General features: G+C 31.1%; 20 protein-coding genes and 5 tRNA genes. 23 read left to right on the top strand and 2 right to left on the bottom strand.

Translation table 11 applies throughout. The annotated features are described in order from the left end of the window. The first annotated feature begins 56 nt into the window (after nucleotides 1-56). The 22 genes from HGB55_RS05115 (at nucleotide 57) to HGB55_RS05010 (ending at nucleotide 20,559) form a co-directional block, all read left to right on the top strand. Nucleotides 57-1,646, top strand: coding sequence for a sodium:alanine symporter family protein (locus tag HGB55_RS05115; protein WP_168815291.1), 1,590 nt, complete (start codon nucleotides 57-59; stop codon nucleotides 1,644-1,646). Nucleotides 1,647-1,660: 14 nt separating this feature from the next. Further along, nucleotides 1,661-2,533 (top strand): ComEA family DNA-binding protein, encoded by an 873-nt coding sequence (locus HGB55_RS05110; protein ID WP_168815289.1) that lies wholly within the window; start codon nucleotides 1,661-1,663, stop codon nucleotides 2,531-2,533. A 7-nt stretch (nucleotides 2,534-2,540) separates the two neighbouring features. Continuing rightward, nucleotides 2,541-3,680: an acyl-CoA dehydrogenase family protein gene (locus HGB55_RS05105; RefSeq protein WP_168815287.1), complete on the top strand. Its 1,140-nt coding sequence runs from the start codon at nucleotides 2,541-2,543 to the stop codon at nucleotides 3,678-3,680. Nucleotides 3,681-3,771: 91 nt separating this feature from the next. Beyond that, entirely contained in the window at nucleotides 3,772-3,969 is a 198-nt protein-coding gene (gene rpsU, locus HGB55_RS05100) for a 30S ribosomal protein S21 (RefSeq protein ID WP_168815285.1), read from the top strand. Nucleotides 3,970-4,044: 75 nt separating this feature from the next. After that, nucleotides 4,045-4,932 carry a tyrosine-type recombinase/integrase gene (locus HGB55_RS05095; protein ID WP_168815283.1) on the top strand — a complete coding sequence of 296 codons (888 nt, stop codon included), beginning with the start codon at nucleotides 4,045-4,047 and terminating at the stop codon, nucleotides 4,930-4,932. Between the two features lie 6 nt (nucleotides 4,933-4,938). Beyond that, nucleotides 4,939-5,238: a ribosome hibernation-promoting factor, HPF/YfiA family gene (hpf, locus tag HGB55_RS05090; protein ID WP_168815281.1), complete on the top strand. Its 300-nt coding sequence runs from the start codon at nucleotides 4,939-4,941 to the stop codon at nucleotides 5,236-5,238. Between the two features lie 96 nt (nucleotides 5,239-5,334). Then, nucleotides 5,335-5,408: transfer RNA gene (locus HGB55_RS05085), tRNA-Thr, on the top strand. 17 nt (nucleotides 5,409-5,425) lie between these two features. Continuing rightward, nucleotides 5,426-5,506 (top strand) — tRNA-Tyr (locus tag HGB55_RS05080). Between the two features lie 50 nt (nucleotides 5,507-5,556). Beyond that, a tRNA-Gly gene (locus tag HGB55_RS05075) sits at nucleotides 5,557-5,629 on the top strand. Nucleotides 5,630-5,639: 10 nt separating this feature from the next. After that, nucleotides 5,640-5,711: transfer RNA gene (locus tag HGB55_RS05070), tRNA-Thr, on the top strand. A gap of 62 nt (nucleotides 5,712-5,773) precedes the next feature. Then, nucleotides 5,774-6,961 (top strand): elongation factor Tu, encoded by a 1,188-nt coding sequence (gene tuf / locus HGB55_RS05065; RefSeq protein WP_168815279.1) that lies wholly within the window; start codon nucleotides 5,774-5,776, stop codon nucleotides 6,959-6,961. 59 nt (nucleotides 6,962-7,020) lie between these two features. Beyond that, a tRNA-Trp gene (locus tag HGB55_RS05060) sits at nucleotides 7,021-7,093 on the top strand. 14 nt (nucleotides 7,094-7,107) lie between these two features. After that, nucleotides 7,108-7,296, top strand: a complete 189-nt coding sequence (secE, locus tag HGB55_RS05055) for a preprotein translocase subunit SecE (protein WP_168815276.1) — start codon at nucleotides 7,108-7,110, stop codon at nucleotides 7,294-7,296. A gap of 9 nt (nucleotides 7,297-7,305) precedes the next feature. Next, on the top strand, nucleotides 7,306-7,857 hold the full coding sequence (gene nusG / locus HGB55_RS05050) for a transcription termination/antitermination protein NusG (RefSeq protein ID WP_168815274.1): 552 nt from the start codon (nucleotides 7,306-7,308) through the stop codon (nucleotides 7,855-7,857). Between the two features lie 74 nt (nucleotides 7,858-7,931). Then, complete coding sequence (rplK, locus tag HGB55_RS05045; RefSeq protein ID WP_168815272.1) at nucleotides 7,932-8,375, top strand: 50S ribosomal protein L11; 444 nt, start codon at nucleotides 7,932-7,934, stop codon at nucleotides 8,373-8,375. Nucleotides 8,376-8,390: 15 nt separating this feature from the next. Continuing rightward, entirely contained in the window at nucleotides 8,391-9,080 is a 690-nt protein-coding gene (rplA, locus tag HGB55_RS05040) for a 50S ribosomal protein L1 (RefSeq protein WP_168815270.1), read from the top strand. Nucleotides 9,081-9,102: 22 nt separating this feature from the next. Further along, nucleotides 9,103-9,618, top strand: a complete 516-nt coding sequence (gene rplJ / locus HGB55_RS05035) for a 50S ribosomal protein L10 (protein WP_168815269.1) — start codon at nucleotides 9,103-9,105, stop codon at nucleotides 9,616-9,618. A gap of 45 nt (nucleotides 9,619-9,663) precedes the next feature. Beyond that, nucleotides 9,664-10,035 (top strand): 50S ribosomal protein L7/L12, encoded by a 372-nt coding sequence (gene rplL, locus HGB55_RS05030; protein WP_168815268.1) that lies wholly within the window; start codon nucleotides 9,664-9,666, stop codon nucleotides 10,033-10,035. 120 nt (nucleotides 10,036-10,155) lie between these two features. Beyond that, nucleotides 10,156-13,971, top strand: a complete 3,816-nt coding sequence (gene rpoB / locus HGB55_RS05025) for a DNA-directed RNA polymerase subunit beta (RefSeq protein WP_168815267.1) — start codon at nucleotides 10,156-10,158, stop codon at nucleotides 13,969-13,971. An 83-nt stretch (nucleotides 13,972-14,054) separates the two neighbouring features. Next, nucleotides 14,055-18,329, top strand: coding sequence for a DNA-directed RNA polymerase subunit beta' (gene rpoC, locus HGB55_RS05020; protein WP_168815266.1), 4,275 nt, complete (start codon nucleotides 14,055-14,057; stop codon nucleotides 18,327-18,329). Between the two features lie 2 nt (nucleotides 18,330-18,331). Next, nucleotides 18,332-18,646, top strand: coding sequence for a DUF3467 domain-containing protein (locus HGB55_RS05015; protein WP_168815265.1), 315 nt, complete (start codon nucleotides 18,332-18,334; stop codon nucleotides 18,644-18,646). A gap of 107 nt (nucleotides 18,647-18,753) precedes the next feature. Further along, nucleotides 18,754-20,559 carry a TonB-dependent siderophore receptor gene (locus HGB55_RS05010; protein WP_168815264.1) on the top strand — a complete coding sequence of 602 codons (1,806 nt, stop codon included), beginning with the start codon at nucleotides 18,754-18,756 and terminating at the stop codon, nucleotides 20,557-20,559. A gap of 43 nt (nucleotides 20,560-20,602) precedes the next feature. Here the strand turns inward: HGB55_RS05010 and HGB55_RS05005 are convergent, their stop codons facing one another. Together HGB55_RS05005 and hutH are read right to left on the bottom strand one after the other, a co-directional pair. Then, a complete protein-coding gene (locus HGB55_RS05005) occupies nucleotides 20,603-21,085 on the bottom strand; it encodes a YciI family protein (RefSeq protein ID WP_168815263.1) in 483 nt (160 codons plus the stop codon). 413 nt (nucleotides 21,086-21,498) lie between these two features. Next, nucleotides 21,499-23,010, bottom strand: a complete 1,512-nt coding sequence (hutH, locus tag HGB55_RS05000) for a histidine ammonia-lyase (RefSeq protein ID WP_168815261.1) — start codon at nucleotides 23,008-23,010, stop codon at nucleotides 21,499-21,501. A 132-nt stretch (nucleotides 23,011-23,142) separates the two neighbouring features. Here hutH and HGB55_RS04995 point away from each other — a divergent pair, with 132 nt between their 5' ends. Beyond that, the gene (locus tag HGB55_RS04995; RefSeq protein WP_168815259.1) at nucleotides 23,143-24,153 is read left to right on the top strand and encodes a TlpA disulfide reductase family protein; all 1,011 of its coding nucleotides are present in this window, start codon (nucleotides 23,143-23,145) and stop codon (nucleotides 24,151-24,153) included. Nucleotides 24,154-24,172 lie beyond the last annotated feature (19 nt).

Below are 24,172 nucleotides of genomic sequence, written 5' to 3'. Positions count from 1 at the left end.
TGCTGTATGCTCATTTTTTCACCATATTGCGACGATTTTTATAAAACATCCAAATTATGAAGAGTAAACTCCTCCTATTATTATTAGCAACACCGTTTATAACTTTAGCACAAAATCAAAGTACTTCTCAAATAATTGATGAAACATTTAGAAGTTATACGGGTTGGTTTGTTGAAGCAATATTTTACGCAATACCATTTACAGAATCTGTTCAAATACCATGGGTTTTAATTGTACTTATTGGGGGAGCAATTTATTTTACACTGACTTTTAATTTTGCACAAATCAGATTATTAAAAACATCAATAAAAGTAGTTAAAGGAGATTATGATACAATTGATAAGAAGGGCGCTCAGGATGTACATCCATCGGAAGATGATTTAACTATGATTGATGGAGATTTACCTGAAACAATAAAAGTTGAAGGTCACCATGGTGAAGTATCACATTTTCAGGCATTAACTGCAGCTTTATCTGCTACAGTTGGTCTTGGTAATATTGCAGGTGTAGCAGTTGCATTATCTATTGGAGGTCCTGGCGCAACATTTTGGATGATTTTAGCCGGATTGTTAGGTATGGCCTCAAAATTTGCAGAATGTACGTTGGGTGTTAAATATCGTGATGTAGACTCTGACGGAACCGTTTATGGTGGACCAATGTACTATTTAACCAAAGGGTTAAAAGAAAAAGGTATGGGTGGTTTTGGTAAGGTTTTAGCAGTATTTTTCGCAGTTATGGTTGTAGGAGGTTCTTTTGGTGGCGGGAATATGTTTCAAGCAAATCAAGCTGCTGCTCAATTTGTAGAACTGTTTGCTATAACAAATGAAAATGCCGGTTTGTTTTTTGGAATTATAATGGCAGTTATTGTAGCTGTTGTAATTATTGGAGGAATTAAAAGAATAGCATCTGTAACCGAAAAAATTGTTCCATTTATGGCAATTATATATGTAGGTGCTGCATTAGTAATTATAATACTAGATTTTAAATTGGTGCCTGATGCTTTTAAATTAATACTTGAAGGTGCATTTTCTCCAATGGGTATTGGAGGTGGTTTTATAGGTGTTTTAGTCCAAGGATTTAGGAGGGGAACTTTCTCAAATGAAGCAGGTGTAGGTTCTGCAGCAATTGCACACTCGGCGGTTAAAACAAAATATCCGGCTAGTGAAGGTATAGTAGCTTTATTAGAACCTTTTATTGACACAGTTGTAATTTGTACTATGACTGCTTTAGTTTTAGTTATTACAAATATTAAAGGGGGATTTTTTGAATATGGTGTAGAAATTAAACAAGGTGTAGAAATAACTGCTACGGCTTTCGACTCTGTGATACCTCATTTTTCAATAGTACTTACAATTGCGGTTATTTTATTTGCTTTTTCTACTATGATTTCTTGGTCTTATTACGGAATGCAAGGCTGGAAATTTTTATTTGGAAAAGGAAAATTTACCGATTTAGTTTATAAAATATTATTCTTATTTTTTGTAATTGTAGGTTCTAGTATAAGTTTAGGAGCTGTAATTGATTTTTCTGATGCTATGATTTTTGCAATGGTAGTACCAAATATGATAGGAGCAGTGTTGTTAACACCAAAAATTAGACAAGAACTTAACAAATATTTAAAAGCAATAAAAGTTAAAAAAAGCTAAGATTTTTTATTGACATGAACGTATTTAAATCCCATTTCAGGTACAATAAAAGCCAAAGAAGTGGGATTTTATTTTTAGTTATAATTATTGTATCTCTCCAATTATTTTTTTTCTTAAGTGATTTTTCTTCAAAAGAAACAACAACTCTTACTAATAGTGATTTTGAGGCTTTTAATTCTGAAATAGATTCATTAAATTCGGTGGAATTAGAAAATACAAAACTTAAAATTTATTCCTTTAATCCTAATTATATAACAGATTTTAAAGGGTATCAATTAGGGATGAGTGTTGAAGAAATTGATAGGTTACATAAGTTTCGTAAAGAAGGAAAATTTATTAATTCTATTAAACAATTTCAAGATGTTACTCAAGTAAGTGATAGTTTAATAAATAATATTAGTCCTTATTTTAAATTTCCTGATTGGGTAAATTTAAAGAAGGATAATCTAAAAAGTAAAGAACAAGTTTATTCAAAAAAAGTAATTGCAAAACAAGATATTAATACAGCTACCAATCAAGATTTCGAAAAAATTAAAGGAGTAGGTGAGAAATTAGCCAATAGAATTGTTAATTACAGAACCAAGTTGCAAGGATTTTCTGAAAATAATCAAATTTTTGAGGTTTGGTATTTAGATAAAGAAGTTGCAAATAGAATTTTAGAAGTCTATGAAGTAAAAAATCTTCCTATAATTCAGAAAATTAATATCAACCAAGCTACATTTAAACAAGTTTTAGCTATTCCTTATATAGATTATGAGCTTACCAAGAGGATATTCAATTATAAAAATGAAGTTATTGAAATTCAGACAATTGAAGAATTGAAAAAAATTGATGGATTTCCACTAGAAAAATTTAATAGAATAGCCTTATATTTGGAGGCTAAATAAATTACGTATGAATTTTGACATTACTGAAACTCAAGAGCTAATTGCGGAAAGTATTAAAAAGTTTGGTGAAACGCATATTAAACCTTATATGATGGATTGGGATGAAAAACAAACTTTCCCGGTTGAATTATTTAGAAAATTAGGTGAAATGGGATTTATGGGAGTGTTAGTACCACATAAATATGGAGGTTCAGAGTTAGATTATCATGATTATATTGTTATTCTTGATGAAATTTCAAAAATAGATTCATCAATAGGGTTATCAGTAGCAGCGCATAATTCATTGTGCACAAATCATATATTAGAGTTTGGTAATGAAGCGCAAAAGCAAAAATGGTTACCAAAACTAGCTTCAGGAGAATGGATTGGAGCTTGGGGATTAACAGAACATAATACAGGGTCTGATGCCGGAGGTATGAGCACTACAGCAGTTAAAGATGGAGACTACTACATTATTAATGGCGCTAAAAATTTCACAACGCATGGTAAAAGTGGCGATATAGCAGTTGTTATGACACGTACAGGTGAAAAAGGAGATTCACATGGAATGTCAGCTTTTGTAATTGAAAGAGGAACTAAAGGATTTTCATCCGGTAAAAAAGAAAATAAATTAGGGATGAGAGCTTCAGAAACTGCAGAAATGATTTTTGACAACTGTAGGATTCATAAAGATAATTTATTAGGTGAAGAAGGAGAAGGTTTTGTACAAGCTTTAAAAGTTTTAGATGGTGGAAGAATATCTATTGGAGCTTTAGCGTTAGGTATTGCAAAAGGCTCGTATGAAGCTTCTTTAAAATATTCTAAAGAACGTGAACAATTTGGAAAACCAATAAGTAAGTTTCAAGCTATATCATTTAAATTAGCAGATATGGCAACAGAAATTGAGGCATCTGAATTATTGTTACATAAAGCTGCGTATTTAAAAAATAAAGGAGAAAGAATAACCAAACTTGGGGCAATGGCTAAAATGTATGCTTCTGAAGTTTGTGTTAAAATTGCAAGTGAAGCAATTCAAATACATGGAGGTTATGGTTATACAAAAGACTTTCCTGTAGAGAAGTTTTATAGAGACTCTAAGTTATGTACTATTGGAGAAGGTACTACAGAAATACAAAAGCTTGTTATAGCGAGAGATATACTAAAATAATTTTTTAATAATTTATTGTTGATAATCAATAAATTTGTATCTTTGCAGTCCAAATTTAAAAATAGAACAGTTTGAAAGGAGGTGCTAAAATATGTTAATTATACCAGTTAAAGACGGAGAAAACATTGATAGAGCGTTAAAACGTTACAAAAGAAAATTCGATCGTACAAAAACAATGAAGACTTTACGTGACCGTAAACAATTCACAAAACCTTCAGTTTCAAAGCGTGCACAAAATATAAAAGCTCAGTATGTTCAAAAATTAAGAACAGAAGAAGAGCAAGGTTAATTTTTAGCCAAAAACAATTTAGCCGTTAGTAATTACAAATAACAATTCGTAAGTTTGTATACTAACGGTTTTTTTATGCCTATAAATTCTTTTTTAGATTACCTAGTACTAGAAAAAAAATATTCTAAGCATACAGCAATTGCTTATAAAAATGATTTAATTTCATTTCAAGAATTTTGTAATAACGAATATAATAATCAAAGTATTGTAGGCGTAAATTATTCTCAAGTTAGAAGTTGGATAGTAAGTTTGGTTAATTTAAATATTTCAAACCGTTCAATAAACAGAAAAGTATCTTCATTAAAATCGTTCTATAAGTTTTTGCAAAAAACAAAGCAGATTGATGTAAGTCCATTAGCTAAACATAAAGCTTTAAAAGTAGCAAAACAGGTTCAAGTTCCTTTTTCTGAAAAAGAAATATTAAGTGTATTAAATATAATTGAAGAAGAAAGTAACTTTGAAACCATAAGAAATAAATTAATTGTTGAGTTACTATATTCAACAGGAATGCGTAGAAGTGAATTAATCAATATTAAATTAATAGATGTAGATTTTGGAAATGAAACAATTAAAGTTTTAGGAAAACGAAATAAAGAAAGATACATACCGTTATTAAAATCGGTTCAATCAACTTTAAAAATATATATTAGAAACAGGGTTGATATACAAACTAATCAACCATATTTATTACTTACAAAAAAAGGTAAAAAAATGTACGATACACTTGTTTATAGAGTAATAAATAATTATTTTAGTACAGTGTCGTCAAAAGTTAAAAAGAGTCCCCATGTTATTAGGCATTCTTTTGCGACTCATTTATTGAACGAAGGCGCAGATTTAAACTCCGTTAAAGAATTACTTGGGCATTCTAGTTTAGCGTCAACTCAAGTTTATACCCATAGTAGTTTGGGTAAATTAAAAGAAGTATATAACCAAGCTCACCCAAGGAGCCGAAAAAACTAATTTATTATGAAAGTATTTGTGCAATCTGTTAATTTTAATGCAGACAAAGGTCTTATTGAATTTATTGAGAAAAAAGTAAATGGTTTAGAAAAATATTATGACAAAATAGTTGATTCTGAAGTGTTTTTGAAGGTTCAACAAACAAGCGAAAAGGAAAATAAATTGGTTGATGTAAAAATTAATGTACCGGGTAACGAAATGGTAGTAAAAAAGCAGTGTAAAACATTTGAAGAAGGTGTAATGTTGGCTGTAGATTCATTAAAAAGACAACTAACTAAAACAAAAGAAAAAGTAAGAGCAAAATAAAAATAAAAAATACTTAAAAAAGTTTTGTATAAAAATAAAAACTTTAATACATTTGCAGTCCGTTAGAAATAGCGGGCTTCTTTTGTGGAGCAAATTGCCGATGTAGCTCAGCTGGCTAGAGCAGCTGATTTGTAATCAGCAGGTCGTGGGTTCGAGTCCCTCTATCGGCTCAGATCTTTGAAACAATGGTGAGATACTCAAGTGGCCAACGAGGGCAGACTGTAAATCTGCTGCGCAAGCTTCGGAGGTTCGAATCCTCCTCTCACCACAAATTTAATTTATAGAAATGTAAATTAACGAGGAATTGAAAAAAATATTGCGGGAGTAGCTCAGTTGGTAGAGCTTCAGCCTTCCAAGCTGACTGTCGCCGGTTCGAGCCCGGTCTCCCGCTCTTTTTTTTGGCCGGTGTAGCTCAGGGGTAGAGCGTTTCCTTGGTAAGGAAGAGGTCACGGGTTCAATTCCCGTCATTGGCTCAAAATAGAATTGAATTTAACACTATATATAACTAAGATTTAAAAATTAAAATTAAATAATCATGGCAAAAGAAATCTTTGATCGTTCCAAACCACACTTAAATATTGGTACTATTGGACACGTAGACCACGGTAAAACAACTTTAACTGCAGCTATTACAGTTGTATTAGCAGAGAAAGGTCTTTCAGAAATAAAAGACTTTGATCAAATAGATAATGCTCCAGAGGAGAAAGAAAGAGGTATTACAATTAATACTGCTCACGTTGAATATCAAACAGCTAATCGTCACTATGCTCATGTTGACTGTCCAGGTCACGCGGATTATGTTAAGAATATGGTAACTGGTGCTGCTCAAATGGACGGAGCTATTATTGTTGTTGCTGCAACAGATGGTCCAATGCCACAAACTAGAGAGCATATCTTATTAGGTCGTCAAGTAGGTATTCCTAGATTAGTTGTATTCATGAATAAAGTGGATATGGTTGATGATGAAGAGCTATTAGAATTGGTAGAAATGGAAATTAGAGATTTATTATCATTCTATGAGTATGATGGAGATAATACACCTGTAATTCAAGGATCTGCTTTAGGTGGTTTAAATAAAGAACCTAAATGGATGGAAAAAATAATGGAATTAATGGATGCTGTGGATACTTGGATTGAATTACCACAACGTGATGTTGACAAACCATTCTTAATGCCGGTAGAAGACGTATTCTCAATTACTGGTCGTGGTACTGTAGCTACAGGACGTATTGAAACTGGTGTTGCTAATACAGGTGATGCTGTAGATATTATTGGTATGGGTGCTGAAAAATTAACTTCTACTATTACTGGGGTTGAAATGTTCCGTAAAATATTAGATAGAGGTGAAGCAGGAGATAACGTAGGTCTTTTATTAAGAGGTATTGATAAAACTGATATTAAAAGAGGTATGGTAATCTGTAAGCCGGGTTCTATTACTCCACATGCTAAATTTAAAGCTGAGGTTTATATTCTTAAAAAAGAAGAGGGTGGTCGTCATACACCATTCCATAACAATTACCGTCCACAGTTCTATGTACGTACAACTGACGTAACAGGTACTATTAACTTACCTGAAGGAGTTGAAATGGTAATGCCAGGTGATAACTTAACAATTACTGTTGATTTACATCAGCCAATTGCATTAAATGCAGGTTTGCGTTTTGCAATTCGTGAAGGTGGTAGAACAGTAGGTGCTGGTCAGGTAACTGAATTGTTAGACTAATTTACACCTAATAATATAATAAAATAGGTGCTTCTTATTTAGAGGAGCACCTTGTCTTTACGGGTGTAGCTCAGTTGGTAGAGCACTGGTCTCCAAAACCAGGTGTCGGGAGTTCGAGTCTCTCCACCCGTGCAAAATTTGAAAAAATGAATTTAGTTAAATATATAAAAGACTCATTTGAAGAGTTGCGTAATAAAGTATCTTGGATTTCTTGGGAAGAAGCACAAAAATCTACGGTAGTTGTTGCTGTATTTACTGTATTATTTGCATTAGCAGTTTTTTTGGTAGATAAAGTTTTTCAAACAGGTTTAAGTGAATATTTTAAACTATTTTAATTAAAGTATATGACTGATTCTGTAAAAAAATGGTATGTTGTTAGGGCTATTGGAGGTCAAGAAAATAAGGTTAAAACTTATATTGAAAATGAAATAGCTCGTTTAGGTATGACTGATTATGTTGATAGAGTATTGGTGCCTACAGAAAAAGTTATTCAAGTACGTAACGGAAAAAAAATACATAAAGAACGTGTTTATTTTCCGGGTTATGTTATGATTGAAGCCAATTTAAGTGGCGAATTACCTCATATAATTAAAGCAATTCCAGGGGTTATTGGTTTTTTAGGTGAAGTTAAGGGAGGAGATCCTGTGCCAATGAGAAAGTCAGAAATCAACAGAATGTTAGGTAAGGTTGATGAATTATCAGTACAGAATGATAATGTTGCTATTCCTTATGTAATTGGCGAAACAGTAAAAGTAATTGATGGACCTTTTAATGGTTTTGACGGTACTATAGAAAAGATAAATGAAGAAAAGCGTAAACTTGAAGTTATGGTTAAGATTTTTGGAAGAAAAACACCATTAGAACTAAGTTATATGCAAGTAGAAAAGATTTCATAATTGTTACATATATAATAAATGATATTACATGTTTGCTTCCAATTTATGTGTAATATCTAATTTAAGATTAAAAAATGGCAAAAGAAGTAAGTAAGGTAGTAAAATTACAAGTACGTGGAGGTGCTGCAAACCCATCACCACCAGTTGGACCTGCTTTAGGTGCTGCCGGAGTTAATATTATGGAGTTCTGTAAGCAATTTAATGCAAGAACTCAAGATAAACAAGGAAAGGTTTTACCAGTAGCAATTACTGTTTATAAAGATAAATCTTTCGAATTTGTTGTAAAAACTCCTCCAGCCGCTGTTCAAATTTTAGAAGCAGCTAAAGTAAAAAAAGGTTCATCTGAACCAAACCGTAAGAAAGTAGCTACAGTAACTTGGGATCAATTGAGAGCAATTGCTGAAGATAAAATGCCAGATTTGAATGCATTTACTATCGAATCTGCTATGTTAATGATGGCAGGTACAGCAAGATCAATGGGTATTAAAGTGAGTGGAGAAGCTCCAGTAAAACAATAAAACAGTTATTTAAAAATGGCAAAATTAACTAAAAAGCAAAAGGAAGCACATGCTAAGGTTGATAAAAATCAAGCATATTCTTTAAAAGATGCTTCTGCTTTAGTAAAAGAAATTACTAATGTAAATTTTGATGCATCTATTGATATAGCTGTTAGGTTGGGAGTAGATCCTCGTAAAGCTAATCAAATGGTTAGAGGGGTGGTTACATTACCACACGGAACAGGAAAAGATGTTAAAGTATTAGCATTAGTAACTCCAGATAAAGAAGCAGATGCTAAAGAAGCAGGAGCTGATTATGTTGGATTAGATGAATACCTTCAAAAAATTAAAGAAGGTTGGACAGATGTTGACGTAATTATTACAATGCCTAGTGTTATGGGTAAATTAGGTCCTTTAGGTCGTATTTTAGGGCCAAGAGGTTTAATGCCAAACCCAAAAACAGGTACGGTAACTATGGATGTAGCAAAAGCAGTTCAAGATGTAAAAGCTGGTAAAATTGACTTTAGAGTTGATAAAACAGGAATAGTACATGCTGCAATTGGAAAAGCATCATTTGACGTTAATAAAATTGCTGAAAATGCAAATGAATTAATACAGACTTTAATAAAATTAAAGCCAACTGCTGCAAAAGGAACATATATTAAAAGTATTTACTTATCTAGTACAATGAGTCCTGGAATAGGTGTAGATACAAAATCAGTTTAATTAAAGTTAAAACTTAGTAATTATGACGAGAGAAGAAAAATCACAAGTAATAGAAGCTTTAACAACGCAGTTAACTGATGGTAGTATTATCTATTTAGCAGATATATCAGGATTAAATGCATTAGAAACATCTAATTTACGTAGAGCGTGTTTTAAAGCAAATATCAAACTAGCAGTTGTTAAAAATACATTGCTTGAAAAAGCAATGAAAAAATCTGATAAAGATTTTGGAGAATTACCAACAACATTAAAAGGAAATACTTCTTTAATGTTTTCAGAAACAGGGAATGCTCCAGCAAAATTAATTAAAGAATTTCGTAAAAAATCTAAGAAACCTTTATTAAAAGGAGCTTATGTTGAAGAGGCAATTTATATTGGTGATGACCAATTAGATGCTTTAGTAAATATAAAATCTAAAGAAGAGCTTATTGGAGATGTTATTACTTTATTACAATCACCAGCTAAAAATGTTGTTTCAGCATTACAGTCTGGAGGTAATAAATTAAGCGGTATTCTTAAAACATTATCAGAGAAATAATTAAGTGCACTAATAAACTAAATAATAAAATTTAAACAAAGAGAAATGGCAGATTTAAAAGATTTCGCAGAACAACTTGTTAACTTAACAGTTAAAGAAGTAAACGAGTTAGCTAATATTTTAAAAGAAGAATATGGTATTGAACCAGCTGCAGCAGCAGTAGCAGTTGCAGGTCCAGCTGCAGCAGCAGAAGCAGAAGAAGAAAAATCAGAATTTGATGTGATTTTAAAAGCAGCAGGAGCATCTAAATTAGCAGTTGTTAAATTAGTTAAAGAATTAACTGGTTTAGGATTAAAAGAAGCTAAAGGTATTGTAGATAGCGCACCAGCACCAATAAAAGAAGGAATTTCTAAAGACGAAGCAGAAGGATTAAAAGCTTCATTAGAAGAAGCTGGAGCAGAGGTTGAGCTTAAGTAAGCTTTAATATCTAAAACAATTTTAGGTTTAGGTCTGGGTACAATCCTTAGACCTAAACCATTTTGCGTATATATTCGTTCTTATATTTTAATAGTTTTTTTAACCTAAAGTTTTTGTCCATTGGCCACAAAAAAATTCACCGAAAGAATAAACTTTGCATCAGCTAAATTAATAACTGAATATCCTGATTTTTTAGATATTCAAGTAAAATCGTTTCAAGATTTTTTCCAATTAAAAACCAAAGCTGACGAACGAAGTACCGAAGGATTATATAAAACCTTCCTCGACAACTTCCCAATTACTGATACTAGAAATCAATTTGTACTTGAGTTTTTAGATTACTTTGTTGACCCACCAAGATATACAATTCAAGAATGTATTGAAAGAGGATTAACATATAGTGTTCCTTTAAAAGCTCGTTTAAAACTTTATTGTACCGATCCGGAACATGAAGATTTTGAAACAATAGTACAAGATGTTTATCTAGGTACAATTCCTTATATGACACATAGCGGTACTTTTGTAATTAATGGTGCAGAGAGAGTTGTAGTATCTCAACTACACCGTTCTCCGGGTGTGTTCTTTGGGCAATCGTTCCATGCAAATGGAACAAAATTATATTCAGCCAGAGTAATTCCTTTTAAAGGTTCTTGGATTGAATTTGCTACAGATATCAATCAAGTAATGTATGCTTATATTGATAGAAAGAAAAAATTACCTGTAACCACATTATTTAGAGCAATAGGTTATGAAAGAGATAAAGATATTCTTGAAATATTTAATCTTGCAGAAGAGATTAAAGTTTCAAAAAGTGGGCTAAAAAAATATTTAGGAAGAAAATTAGCTGCACGTGTATTAAAAACATGGTTTGAAGATTTTGTTGATGAAGATACTGGAGAAGTAGTATCTATAGAAAGAAACGAGATTATACTTGACCGTGATACAATTTTAGAAAAAGATCAAATAGAAGAAATTGTAGAATCTGGTTCAAAAACTATTTTACTTCATAAAGAAGATAATCAAATGGCAGATTATGCCATAATTCATAATACCCTGCAAAAAGATCCAACAAACTCTGAAAAAGAGGCTGTTGAACATATTTACAGACAGTTGCGTAATGCTGAACCGCCAGATTTTGAAACCGCAAAAGGTATTATTGATAAATTATTCTTTTCTGAACAACGTTATAACTTAGGTGAAGTTGGACGTTACAGAATGAATAAAAAATTAAACTTAAATGTTAGTATTGACGAAAAAGTTTTAACAAAAGAAGATATTATAACTATTATCAAAAACTTGATAAAGTTAGTTAACTCAAAAGCTGAAGTTGATGATATTGACCACTTATCTAACCGTCGTGTACGTACAGTAGGTGAACAATTAGCAAGTCAATTTGGTGTTGGTTTATCTCGTATGGCTCGTACCATTCGTGAACGTATGAATGTTCGTGATAATGAAGTGTTTACACCTATTGATTTGATTAATGCTAAAACATTGTCATCTGTAATAAACTCATTCTTTGGAACCAATCAGTTATCTCAATTTATGGATCAAACAAATCCATTAGCAGAGATTACCCATAAGCGTAGATTATCTGCATTAGGACCAGGGGGTCTATCAAGAGAAAGAGCAGGTTTTGAGGTTCGTGACGTTCACTACACTCACTACGGTCGTTTATGTCCTATTGAAACTCCAGAGGGTCCAAACATTGGTTTGATATCTTCATTAGCAGTTTTTGCAAAAGTTAATAACTTAGGATTTATTGAAACACCATATCGAGAAGTTACAGAAGGTAAAGTTAATATTACTGATGAACCAAAATATTTAAGTGCTGAAGAAGAAGAAGGAATGAAATTTGCTCAGTCGAATCTTCCTTTGGATAATGAAGGTAATTTTACAAGTGATAGAGTTATTGTTCGTGAAGAAGCAGATTATCCTGTAGTTGAACCTACAAATGTCAATTATATGGATGTAGCTCCTAATCAAATAGCATCTATATCAGCATCATTAATACCTTTCTTAGAGCATGATGATGCAAACCGTGCATTAATGGGATCAAACATGATGCGTCAGGCAGTACCTTTGTTACGACCAGAGTCTCCAATTGTAGGTACAGGTTTAGAACGTAGAGTTGCAAAAGATTCACGTATTTTGATGAATGCAGAAGGAGCAGGAGTTGTTGAATATGTTGATGCAAACACCATTATAATTAAGTATGATAGAACTGATGAAGAAAGAATGGTGAGTTTTGATGGAGATAGTAAAACATATGACTTAATTAAATTTAGAAAAACAAATCAAGGAACTTCAATAAACCTAAAACCAATTGTAAAAAAAGGTGATAGAGTTGAAGAAGGTCAAGTACTTTGTGAAGGCTATGCAACTCAAAGTGGAGAATTAGCTTTAGGTAGAAATATGAAAGTTGCTTTTATGCCTTGGAAAGGATATAATTTTGAGGATGCGATTGTAATTTCTGAAAAAGTGGTAAGAGAAGATATATTTACATCAATTCATATTGATGAATATTCTCTTGAAGTTAGAGATACTAAACTGGGTGCTGAAGAATTAACAAACGATATACCAAATGTTTCAGAAGAAGCTACTAAAGATTTAGATGAAAATGGAATGATTCGTATTGGTGCTGAAGTGAAACCAGGTGATATATTAATTGGTAAAATTACACCTAAAGGTGAATCTGACCCAACACCAGAAGAAAAATTATTAAGAGCAATTTTTGGAGATAAAGCCGGTGATGTAAAAGATGCATCATTGAAAGCTTCACCTTCATTAAGAGGAGTTGTTATTGATAAAAAATTATTCGAACGCGCTGTAAAAGACAAGTCTAAGAGAGCAAAAGATAAAGTAAGTATCGCTAATCTGGAAAGTAAGTTTACTGCGAAATTTGAAGAATTACGCTCCGAATTAATTGAGAAATTGTTTACACTAATTAGTGGAAAAACATCGCAAGGTGTTATGAACGATCTTGGAGAGGAAATTCTTCAAAAAGGTAAAAAGTTTACATTAAAAATGTTAAATGCTGTACCTGATTTTAGTTATTTAACTAAAGGTGTTTGGACTACTGATGATCATCTTAATGTTCTTGTTGCTGAGTTAATTCATAACTATAAAATTAAAGTAAACGATTTACAAGGGTCATTAAGACGTGAAAAATTTACTATTTCGGTTGGAGATGAATTACCTGCAGGGATTTTAAAATTAGCTAAAATTTATATTGCTAAAAAACGTAAATTAAAAGTTGGAGATAAAATGGCTGGACGACACGGAAACAAAGGTATTGTTGCTCGTATAGTTCGTCAAGAAGATATGCCGTTTTTAGAAGATGGAACTCCTGTAGATATTGTATTGAATCCACTAGGTGTACCTTCTCGTATGAATATTGGTCAGATATATGAAACCGTATTAGGTTGGGCCGGTCAAAAACTTGACAAGAAGTTTGCAACACCTATTTTTGATGGTGCAACTATTGATCAAATTACTAAATTGACTAATGAAGCAGGTGTACCTGAATTTGGACATACTTATTTATATGATGGTGGAACCGGACAACGTTTTGATCAGCCTGCAACAGTTGGTGTAATTTATATGATTAAATTAGGACATATGATTGACGACAAAATGCACGCTCGTTCTATAGGTCCTTACTCATTAATTACTCAACAACCATTAGGTGGTAAAGCACAATTTGGTGGTCAACGTTTTGGTGAGATGGAGGTTTGGGCTCTTGAAGCTTATGGTGCATCAAGTACCTTACGTGAAATATTAACAGTAAAATCTGATGATGTTTTAGGAAGAGCAAAAACATACGAATCTATTGTGAAAGGTGATGAAATGCCTGAACCAGGATTACCAGAATCATTTAACGTATTAATGCATGAACTTAGAGGTCTTGGATTAGACGTTAGATTAGAGGAATAACAATTAAAAAAATCGAAAGGAGAGAAATCTCCTTTCGATAAATATATTTTTACATTTTTAAATTCGAATCCATCAATATTATTATGGCAAGAAAAACCGATAAATACACTGTAAAAAAATTTAATAAAATTTCAATAGGTTTAGCATCTCCAGAAGCAATTCTTGAGAAATCAAACGGAGAAGTTTTAAAACCGGAAACTATAAATTACCGAACTCATAAACCTGAAAGAGATGGATTGTTTTGTGAGCGAATTTTTGGACCTATAAAAGATTATGAATGTGCCTGTGGTAAATACAAAAGAATTCGTTATAAAGGTATAGTTTGCGACCGTTGTGGTGTAGAAGTAACAGAGAAAAAAGTACGTAGAGATAGAGTAGGACATATTAATTTAGTTGTACCTGTTGCTCATATTTGGTATTTTAAATCATTACCAAATAAAATGGGATACCTTTTAGGTTTACCATCAAAAAAATTAGATATGATTATTTACTACGAGCGTTACGTAGTAATTCAACCAGCAGGAGCTAAAAATGCAGAAGGAGAACCATTACAAAAAATGGATTTCTTAACAGAAGAAGAATATTTGGATATTCTTGAAACGTTCCCGGTTGAAAATCAATATTTAGATGACTCTGACCCAGAAAAATTTATTGCTAAAATGGGAGCTGAGTGTTTAATTGATTTATTTAATCGTTTAGATTTAGATGAATTATCATATGAACTTCGTCATAAAGCAAACACAGAAACATCTAAGCAACGTAAAACAGAAGCATTAAAAAGGTTAAACGTTGTTGAATCTTTTAGAGATGCAAATAAAAATAGAGAAAATCGTCCGGAATGGATGATTATGAAGGTAATTCCGGTAACACCACCAGAATTACGCCCATTAGTTCCATTAGACGGTGGTAGATTTGCTACCTCAGATTTAAATGATTTATATCGTAGAGTAATTATTAGAAACAATCGTTTAAAACGATTGATGGAAATTAAAGCTCCTGAAGTAATTTTACGTAATGAAAAACGTATGTTACAAGAATCGGTTGATTCATTATTTGACAACACGCGTAAATCTTCAGCAGTAAAAACAGAATCTAACCGTCCTTTAAAATCATTATCAGATTCATTAAAAGGTAAACAAGGACGTTTCCGTCAAAACTTACTTGGTAAACGTGTTGATTATTCTGCACGTTCAGTAATTGTTGTTGGGCCTGAATTAAAATTATACGAGTGTGGATTGCCAAAAGATATGGCTGCTGAATTATACAAACCTTTTGTAATTAGAAAATTAATTGAAAGAGGTATTGTTAAAACAGTAAAATCTGCAAAGAAAATTATAGATAAAAGAGAACCGGTTGTATGGGATATTTTAGAAAATGTATTAAAAGGACATCCAGTACTATTAAACCGTGCTCCTACATTACACCGTTTAGGTATTCAAGCATTTCAACCTAAATTAATTGAAGGCAAAGCAATTCAATTACACCCATTGGTGTGTACTGCATTTAATGCCGATTTTGATGGTGACCAAATGGCAGTGCATTTACCTTTAGGACCAGAGGCAATTTTAGAAGCTCAATTATTAATGTTAGCTTCTCATAATATATTGAATCCTGCAAACGGTGCTCCAATTACAGTACCTTCACAAGATATGGTACTTGGATTGTACTATATGACAAAGGAACGTAAATCTACTCCGGAACATAAAGTAAATGGAGAGGGATTAACTTTCTATTCACCTGAAGAAGTAACAATTGCTTTTAATGAAAAAGCGGTTGACTTAAATGCCAGTATAAAAGTTAGAACTAAAGATTTTAATGAAGATGGTGAATTGGTTGCTAAAATAATAGAAACCACAGTTGGTAGAGTTTTATTTAATGAAGTAGTACCTGAAAAAGCAGGTTATATAAATGAGGTATTAAATAAAAAATCATTAAGAGATATTATTGGTAAAATATTAAAAGTTACTGATGTACCTACAACAGGTAAATTCCTTGATGATATTAAAGATATGGGATATAAGTTTGCATTCCAAGGCGGATTATCATTTAGTTTAGGTGATATAATTATTCCACCGGAAAAACATAAAATGATTGCTGATGCAAACGAACAGGTTGACTCTATTATAGCAAACTATAATATGGGTATGTTAACTAACAAAGAACGTTACAATCAGGTAATTGATATTTGGGGTTCTACTAACAACCGTTTAACTGAACTTTCAATGAAACGCTTACGTGAAGACCAACAAGGATTTAACTCAGTATTTATGATGTTAGATTCTGGAGCAAGGGGTTCTAAAGAGCAAATTAGACAGTTGACAGGTATGCGTGGATTGATGGCAAAACCAAAAAAATCTACAGCAGGCGGTGGAGAAATTATTGAAAACCCAATTTTATCGAACTTTAAAGAAGGACTATCAATTCTTGAATACTTTATCTCTACTCACGGTGCTCGTAAAGGTTTGGCAGATACAGCTTTAAAAACAGCCGATGCAGGATATTTAACCAGACGTTTAGTGGATGTTTCTCAAGATGTTATTATTAATGAGGATGATTGTGGTACTTTAAGAGGTTTAAATGTACAACCACTTAAAAAGAATGATGAGATTGTAGAAACTTTGAGTGAAAGAATTGAAGGGCGTGTGTCTTTACATGATGTAATTGATCCATTAACAGATGAAGTTTTAGTACATTCAGGACAAGAAATTTCAGGAGAAATTGCTGCACGTATCGAAAATTCTCAGATTGAAAGTGTAGAAGTTCGTTCAGCATTGACTTGTGAAGCTAAAAAAGGTATTTGTGCAAAATGTTACGGACAAAGTTTATCAAGTAAAAAAATGGTGCAAATTGGTGAGGCAGTTGGAGTTGTTGCAGCTCAATCAATTGGAGAGCCGGGTACGCAGTTAACATTAAGAACGTTCCACGTGGGTGGTGTTGCAGGTAATATCTCTGAAGATAACAGTTTGATTTCTAAATTTGCAGGTAAAGCTGTGATTGAAGATTTAAGAACTGTAAAAGGTAAGGATAATGATGGTAATGATATTGATATTGTAATTTCAAGAACATCTGAAATTAAAATTATTGATGAAAAATCTGGAATTACTTTAAGTACAAACAATATTCCTTATGGTTCTACAATTTTTGTTGCTGATGGACAAAAACTTAAGAGAAACGATTTAATTTGTCAATGGGATCCTTTTAATGGTGTAATTATTTCTGAATTTGCAGGCACAATCGAGTTTGATAATATTGAAAAAGGTGTTAATTATCTTGTTGAAATTGATGAACAAACCGGATTCCAAGAAAAAGTTATTATCGAATCTAAAAATAAGAAAACAATTCCAACATTATTATTGAAGGATGATAATGACAATGTAATTAGATCTTATAATTTACCTGTAGGAGCTCATTTAATTATTGAAGATGGAGATAAAATTACTTCTGGTAAAGTAATTGTTAAAATTCCTCGTAAATCAGGTAAAGCAGGAGATATTACAGGTGGTTTACCACGTGTAACAGAGTTATTTGAAGCTCGTAACCCATCAAACCCAGCGGTTGTATCTGAAATTGACGGTGTTGTGTCTTTCGGAAAAATTAAGCGTGGTAATAGAGAAATTATAGTTGAGTCTAAGTTAGGTGAAGTTAAAAAATATTTAATAAAACTTTCTAACCAAATTTTGGTTCAGGAAAACGACTTTATAAAAGCCGGTATGCCTTTATCTGAAGGTGCTGTTACGCCAGATGATATATTAAATATTGAAGGACCTGCAAGAGTACAAGAATATTTAGTTAACGAGATTCAAGAAGTTTACCGTTTACAAGGTGTAAAAATCAATGATAAGCATTTTGAAGTTGTAGTACGTCAAATGATGCGTAAAGTTAGAATTATTGATTCTGGAGATACATTATTCTTAGAAAATCAATTGGTTCATAAAAATGACTTTATTGAAGAAAATGATGAAATTTATGGAATGAAAGTTGTGGAAAGCGCCGGAGATTCTGTAAATTTAAAGGAAGGACAAATTATTTCTCCTCGTCAATTACGTGATGAAAATTCAGTTTTACGTAGAGAAGATAAAGTTTTAGTAGAAGCTAGAGATGCCAAACCAGCAACAGCTGAGCAAATTTTACAAGGTATCACTAGAGCGTCATTACAAACTAAGTCGTTTATTTCGGCTGCATCATTCCAGGAAACTACTAAAGTATTAAATGAAGCTGCAGTTAGTGGTAAAGTTGATGATTTAGAAGGATTGAAAGAGAATGTAATTGTAGGTAAACGTATACCTGCAGGTACAGGAATGAGAATATACGATAATATTATTGTTGGTTCTAAAGAAGAAATGGATTCAAATTTATAATTATGAGTAATCAAAAACCTAAAAACGAAGGGCAAATAAATATTGAATTGGATGATAAAACTGCTGAAGGAACTTATTCTAACTTGGCAATTATTAACCATTCGGTTTCTGAATTTATTATTGATTTTATAAGTGTTATGCCTGGGCAACCAAAGGCTAAAGTAAAATCAAGAATAATTTTAACGCCGCAACATGCAAAACGCTTGGTAAAGGCTTTGGCAGACAATGTAAGTAGGTTTGAGAAAAGTCATGGTGAAATAAAAGACTATGAACAACCTCCAATTCCAATGAATTTTGGACCAGCTGGAGAAGCATAAAATTAAAAGCGTTGAACTTAAGTTCAACGCTTTTTTTTATACAAACACTACCTAAATTACATTCTTATTTTTTAGATTTGCGGCTTATTAAAAATGATTTTAAATAAATGAGATTAGGCCTTAAATTACTTATTGTGTTATTAACATTGAATTTATCAGTAAAAGCACAGAATGATACCATAAAATTAAAAGAAGTATTAGTAACATCGAATAGAATTACACTACCTTTTTCAAAAATTTCAAAAACAATTACAGTTATAACATCTGATGATATTATTAAATCAGCAGCAACTAATACAACAGATTTGTTGCAAAATATTACAGGAATTGATATAAGAAGAAGAGGAATTGATGGAATGCAGTCTGATTTGTATATTAGAGGAGGTAATTTTGACCAAACTTTGTTATTAATTGATGGAGTTAAAATGGATGATGCTCAAACAGGACATCATACAATGAATGCTATACTATCACTTGATAATATAGAAAGAATTGAAATTATTAAAGGTCCTGCAGCTCGTATTTATGGTCAAAATGCTTTTACTGGAGCAATAAATATAATTACCAAAAAGGTTGAAGTAAATTCTTTAGCTTTAAATTTAAATTATGGCTCTTATGAAAATAAGAAAGGAGGAATTATAGTTACTCAAAAGCTTAACGAAAATAGTATTTTAGCTTCAGTTAATTATCAGGAATCTGATGGGTATAGATTTAATACCGATTTTTCAACTTTCTCAACTTTAATAAAAGCAGATTTTAATAATTACAATTTAACTTCAACATATACTGAACGTAAATTTGGTGCAAATGGTTTTTATGCCAGTCCTAGTTATGAAAATCAATATGAAGAAATGCAAACCAGTTTGGTTGCTATATCTTCAAAATATTTATTATCAAATGCCATAATAAAGCCACGGTTATATTGGAGAAGAAATCAAGATACGTATTTACTTATAAGAGATGAACCTTCATATTACCGAAATTTACATATTTCAAATAAAATAGGAGCAGAAACTAATATTGTTTTGAATTCTAAACTTGGGAAAACCGGTGTTGGTTTAGATGTTTCCAGAGTATTTTTAGTAAGTAATAATTTAGGAAATCACAATAGAACTGCAATTACAGGGTTTTTAGAACATCGCCTGGAATTACTTAATAATAAGTTAGATATAACTCCCGGTATAGCTATTGGTTATTATTCTGATTTTGACACAAAAGCATTCCCGGGATTAGATATTGGCTATAAGTTTTCCGATAAAATAAAGTTATATGGAAATATAGGATATACCTATCGTGTGCCAACTTTTACAGATCTATATTATGTTGGTCCAACAACAATAGGAAACTCTGAATTAGAGCCGGAATCAGCATTATCTGAAGAATTAGGATTTAAATATATTTCAACTAATTTTCAAATTGATGTGGCTGCTTTTAATAGAAAATCTGATGATTTAATTGACTGGACTAAAGATAATGTTGACGATAAATGGGAAACAAGAAATTTTAGTGAGGTAATTACTCAAGGTGTTGAAACTTCCTTTACATATAATTTTAATTTAGGTAAATACAATCAAAAATTAAATTTTGGATATACTTTTATTGATGATGATATTAAAGATAACAATGTGGAATACACACGTTATTCATTAAATAGTATTAAACATCAATTTACCTCTGGTTTTAGTACTAAGTTTAGTTCGGTTTTAAGTCAATATATCTCTTATAAATATGTTGAAAGAACCGATGGTGAGAGTTATAATGTTGTTGATGCAAGTATTGTAGCTAATTTAAAAGAAGAATTCGAAGTTTCACTTAAAGCAAATAATATTTTTAATGCTGAATATACTGAAACCAATTTAGTGCCAATGCCAAAAGGGAATGTTATGTTGGGTTTAAAATATAGAATTTATTAATTTTTGAATAGAATAAAAAAACCGAACATTGAGTTCGGCTTTTTTATATTTCAGTTTTTGCTAATTTTTTATGAATATCATTTACCATCATTAAAGCTGCTGATCCATACCATTCTTTCAATTCCATTATTAAAGAACCTGCTTGTATTGCAGGATCTGTTTCAGTTAATTTTTTTGCATCTTCAATAGTTTGCACATCAAAAACATAAATCCCTCTTAAATCGTCATTACCAAAAAAAGGACCAGCTAAAACAAGTTTACCTTCTTTAGCTAATTTTTCTATATTGTTTAAGTGTGCTCTTTGTAAATTAGCCTTCGTTATTGAATCTTGATCTCTGTTTGGACCTCTTTTTAAAAAAGCAATCACATATTTTTTCATTCCATATTCATCAGCACCATATTTTTTAGCTAATTCTTCATTATAGTAACTCTTTTCATTTTCAATTGTTTTTGAAATGTTTTTGTTAGGTTGAAAACAAGCTGTTAATGTAATTAGTAATAAAACGAAGTAAATTAAATTTTTCATAGGACATAATATTTATTGTAAAAAATAAAAATACTTAATTTTTTAGATTTATAAATGGAATAATATTTTAAATAATATTTACTTGTAATTAATACTTGTTTGTTATAAATATTAAATAAGTGTTAAAAAATAGGTTTTTAATTTAACAATTTTTTAAATATTAGTTGTTTGTGTGTTAAAATAATATTAAATACATAATTATAATTTTGTTAGAAAGTGAAGTTTTTTGTATATTCGTAGTATAAAAAATCAATAATACTTTAAATAAAAGTTGGATTTTTTAGCTGTGAAAAATTAAGAATAATAATTGATAAAATATTAGATATAAGATTAAACAAAACACATTGTAAAATTATTTGAATTAAAAAAGCGATGGGCATACCCATCGCTTTTTAGTTATTAAGCAATTAATTTTATCCAAAAATTTCTTCAACATCAATATTTATATTTTGTAAAAATGAAATAGTCTTTTTTATTTCTAAACTTAAAACGGTATCATTTTCAACAAAAGGAACCTCACTTCTAAATATTTTTAAAAATGATTCTAAAAAAGGAGAGGTTTTAACAGGTAATCTAAAATGTAAAGCCTGTGATGCATTTAGCAATTCGATAGCTAAAATGGTCTCAATATTATCCACTATTTGTTTAGCTTTTGTGGCACCATTAGCGCCCATGCTTACATGGTCTTCTTGTCCGTTACTTGAAACTATTGAATCAACAGAAGCCGGAGTAGCAAATTGTTTGTTTTGACTCACAATACTGGCAGCAGTATATTGAGGAATCATAAAACCGCTATTTAATCCTGGATTTTTAACCAAAAAAGGTGGTAAGTTTCGTTGACCGGATACAAGTTGAAAAGTTCTTCTTTCAGAAATACTACCAATTTCGGACATTGCAATGCTTAAAAAGTCAAATGCTAAAGCTAAAGGTTGTCCGTGAAAATTGCCTCCCGAAATAATTTCATCGGCTTCAATAAAAATATTTGGATTATCGGTTACTGAATTGATTTCTGTTAAAAATACTTTTTTGCAATACTCTAAAGCATCTTTACTGGCTCCATGTACCTGAGGCATACACCTAAATGAATAAGGGTCTTGAACGTGTTCTTTATACTGGCTTATAAGTTCGCTTCCCTCTAAAAATTCTTTAATGCGTTTTGCAGTTTTAATTTGTCCATTATGAGGTCTAATAAAGTGAATTAATTCATTGAAAGGAGAAATTCTACCGTCAAAAGCTTCCAAAGAAAGGGTTCCTATTAAATCTGCCATATAAGACAGTTTTAATGATTTTAAAATAAGATGTACTCCGTAAGCACTCATAAACTGCGTACCATTTAAAAGAGCCAATCCTTCTTTAGATTTTAATTCAATTTTTTCCCAGTTGAATTTTTTTAAAATGGCTTCACCACTGGTTTTCTTATTTTTATAATAAACTTCACCTTTGCCAATTAAAGGTAAAGATAAATGGGCTAGTGGAGCTAAATCTCCCGAAGCACCTAACGAACCTTGTGTATAAACAACCGGAATAATATTGTTATTGTAAAAATCGATCAAACGTTCAACTGTTTTAAGTTGTACACCTGAATGTCCATAACTTAAAGATTGAATTTTAAGCAATAACATTGTTTTTACTATGTCTTGAGGTACTTCACTACCCGTACCGCAAGCGTGGCTCATAACAAGATTTTCTTGTAATAATTGTAAATTTTCGTTATTAATTTTTACATTACATAAAGAGCCAAAACCTGTGTTGATACCATAAATAGGAGAGGTGTTATTTTTAATCTTTTTATCAAGATACTTTCTGCAATTTTCAATTTTTTCAATTGCTTCAATTGAAAGCTTTAATTTTTTACCTGTAGAAATGATTTCGTTTAAAGTTTCGAAATCCAATAATTTATGGTCAATATAATGTAGGTTGTTCATGTATAAAATTTGAATTTCAAAATTCAATAATCAAACCAATATATGCAAATAATTTGTTAAAGTAAACCTATTTTTATTTTATTGTATAATAAATTTTATCTTTGGAAATTATTAATTAATCTATAGATAACAATGAAAAAAATAATATTATTTTTTTGTGTAATTTTAATGATTTCATGTAAAAATGAAAGTAAGGATTATGTTACATTAAAAGGAAAACTTAACACGTCTGATATTGAAAAATTAACCATTCAAAGTAACGGTTTTTCAAAAGAAATAGCTGTAAATGACGATGGAACTTTTTCTGATACGTTAAAAGTTACAGACGGTTTACATGCTTTAAGAAGTGGAGCTGATGGAACTAACATATTTTTAAAGAATGGTTACGATTTGGTTTTAAATTTTAAAGGAAATAAAATTTCTGAAGGTATTTCTTTTGAAGGCGAAGGAGCCGAAACGAATAACTTTATGGATAATCAACGATCTTTTTTTGTAGGTGATCATGGAGATCCAAAAGCATATTTTATTTTAGATAAAGAGGAATATGATAACAAAATTAGTGAAGCAAAATCTATGTTAGCAAGTTATAAAGAGAAAGCTGTTGATTTAGATTCTATTGTTGAAATGATGTATGATAGAAATGAAAAAATGTTTTTTGGTTATTTAGATTCTAATTACGATAAAATGCACGAAACTTTAAAGCGTTTGGCTAAAGGTACAGTTTCTCCTATTTTTGAAAATTATGAAAATTTTAAAGGAGGTAAAACGTCATTATCCGATTTAAAAGGAAAATATGTTTATATTGATGTTTGGGCAACATGGTGCGCACCTTGTAAAGCTGAAATTCCTTATTTAAAAGAATTGGAAAGTGAATTCAATGGAAAAAATATTGAGTTCGTAAGTATTTCGGTAGATAAGGATAATGCTTATGAAACTTGGAAACAAATGGTTAAAGAAAAAGAATTAAAAGGAGTTCAATTATTTGCAGATAATAATTTTGAATCGGATTTTATTGTTGCTTATGGAATTAATGCTATACCAAGATTTATTTTATTAGATCCTGACGGAAAAATTGTTGATGCTGATGTTTACAGACCTTCAGATCCTAAACTTAAAGAATTTTTAAACGAATTAGGAGTTTAATCCTATAGTTGAATATAAA

The organism is Lutibacter sp. B1 (assembly GCF_012524075.1).
Taxonomy (GTDB): Bacteria; Bacteroidota; Bacteroidia; order Flavobacteriales; family Flavobacteriaceae; genus Lutibacter.
The sequence above is the reverse complement of the archived record's forward strand: the minus strand, read 5'-3'. Positions and strand labels throughout refer to the sequence as shown.